This is a genomic window from Microseira sp. BLCC-F43 (genome assembly GCF_041929235.1).
GTDB lineage: Bacteria > Cyanobacteriota > Cyanobacteriia > Cyanobacteriales > Aerosakkonemataceae > Microseira.
The window spans coordinates 1-1,436 of the sequence record NZ_JBHFNP010000032.1; the positions used below are offsets into that span (position 1 = coordinate 1).

Below are 1,436 nucleotides of genomic sequence, written 5' to 3' on the forward strand. Positions count from 1 at the left end.
TGCGCCAGCATTTACGATTGCGTTTGCCTGAGTATATGCTGCCGGTGGAATTTGTCAAACTTGTGTCTTTTCCTTTGTCGGCTAATGGTAAAGTTGACCGTCAGGCTCTTCCTCTTCCTGATTCCCTGCAATTTTCACAGCCCCGAAACTTTATTGCTCCTCGTACTCCTGTTGAACAAGATTTAGCTCGTATATGGGAAAACCTTCTGAATGTTGAGCGAGTTGGTATTGATGACAACTTCTTTGAAATGGGTGGAGATTCTCTATTAGCGACTCGGGTTATATCTAGAATTAAACAAATATTCCAGATAGATTTAACCCTAAGTTATTTTTTTGAAAACCCTACCGTTAATAGTGTAGCAGATTACATTGAGACGATTAATTGGGTGGGACAAGAGATCCAAGATTCAGAAACAAGCATCGAAGAGATAGAAATATGAAAAAAAATCAAAGTATATTTGAGTTACTCTCTCAATTGCGTCAACTCAATATTCAAGTTTCGTATGAGGGAAATAAATTACGTTGTAAAGCTCCTAAAGGAGTGCTAACGCCAGCATTACAAAAACAAATCGCTGAACGCAAATCAGAAATTATATCGTTTTTGCAGCGAGTTAGACAGGATACCTACACCAATCTTCCCGCAATTACAGTTCTTCCAAGAGACAGAGGCTTACCTTTGTCTTTTGCTCAAGAAAGATTGTGGTTTCTCGATCAACTTGAAGGTTTAAAAGCTCCTTACATTGAGCAGGGAGTGATGCGAATCACTGGAGATCTTAATAGAGTAGCCCTCCAGCAAGCTCTTGCCGAAATTATTCGACGCCATGAGGTATTCCGCACCCACTTTCACTTTGCTAATAGTACCTTAGAGCAAGTCATTGACCCAAAAGTTCCCTTTGAAATTGAGGTTTGGGACTGGCAACACCTAAAAGCAGAGGAACAGGAAACTCAAGTCCAACAGTTCGCTCACAAAGAAGCTCAGAAACCCTTTGACTTGTCACAAGCTCCATTATTACGAGCTACTTTGTTGCGAATACAGCCTTTTGAGTACATATTGTTATTGACTATCCACCACATCGCTGGTGATGGTTGGTCGGTAGAAATATTTAACCAAGAATTATCTGCCCTCTATCAAGCCTATAGTCAGGGAAAGCCCAGTCCCTTACCTGAGTTATCTGTACAGTACGCTGATTTTGCCCTTTGGCAGCGGCAGTGGTTGACTGGAGAAGTGCAACACAAGCAACTGCAATATTGGCAAAAACAGTTAACGGGAGCGCCCTATTTGTTGGCATTACCCAGCGATCGCCCTCGCCCACCCGTGCAGACTTATCGCGGACACACTCAGACTTTTGCACTCGATCAGCAGTTGACGCAACAATTGGAAAAGCTGAGTGAAGACAATGGCAGTACCCTATTTATGACCCTGCTGGCAGCGTTTG

2 protein-coding genes are annotated in these 1,436 nt (G+C 42.6%); both read left to right on the top strand.

Annotation, left to right across the window (positions count from 1 at the left end; genetic code table 11):
* A partial coding sequence (locus ACE1CM_RS05345; RefSeq protein ID WP_374876371.1) for a phosphopantetheine-binding protein occupies positions 1–440 on the top strand: 440 nt, incomplete at its 5' end.
* The coding region (locus ACE1CM_RS05350) for a condensation domain-containing protein (RefSeq protein ID WP_374876372.1) at positions 437–1,436 on the top strand (1,000 nt) is incomplete at its 3' end. The genes ACE1CM_RS05345 and ACE1CM_RS05350, both read left to right, overlap by 4 nt.